The sequence below is a fragment of the Aeromicrobium sp. PE09-221 genome (genome assembly GCF_002174305.1).
GTDB lineage: Bacteria > Actinomycetota > Actinomycetes > Propionibacteriales > Nocardioidaceae > Aeromicrobium.
In genome coordinates this window covers 1-618 of record NZ_MIJB01000105.1, presented here as the reverse complement: position 1 = coordinate 618, position 618 = coordinate 1, and the positions used below count along the sequence as shown (strand labels likewise).

At 40.3% G+C, this 618-nt stretch carries 1 pseudogene; it reads left to right on the top strand.

Going from position 1 to position 618, the window contains the following annotated elements:
* Positions 1 to 332, top strand: a pseudogene (locus BHE97_RS19595) (hypothetical protein); the annotation flags it as partial.
* Between the last annotated feature and the right edge of the window lie 286 nt (positions 333 to 618).

The window sequence follows — 618 nt, the reverse complement described above, 5'->3', positions numbered from 1 at the left end:
CCGTAGAAGAGTCCATTTCGATTGATAGAGTGATTCGGTTTTTGCGTCAGTGGAAAGGCACCTATCAAGAGATGACGAAGCAAATTAAGCAGCTTGAGCGTGAACTTAAAGAAGCAACCGAGGAATTGCGAATGTTGCGTTCCGAGAATACGAAGTTGAAGGGTGAAGTCAACGTCGTTCAAACGGATTATCGATCCATCAACGATGATTATCGTGCTTTGATTCAAATCATGGAAAGAGCACGGAAATTGGCTTTTTTATCCGAGGATGAGGATGAGAGTAAAGCGCGATTTAAGATGGACGCCAACGGCAATTTAGAACGTATTGACTGACCTGCAAATGGCATAGTCTCTGTTTAAGAACCGATGTTCTCACAAAAAAGTAACTTGGAACCGTTGTTTGTTTGTGGTAGCTAGTACTTCCATATGACAAATAAGCGGTTTCTTTGTGTGCGGATTGCTTACCGTTTGTTAGTAGGAAATCGACGTTTACCATCATTTCATCTTTTTCGATTAAAGTTTGTCAAGTGAAGAAGGAATTATTTACTTGTTGTCGAAAATAGTAACGAAGTATGCAAACAGGTGGTGCTCGTTATGGGTTTTTTGAAGTGGATAATAG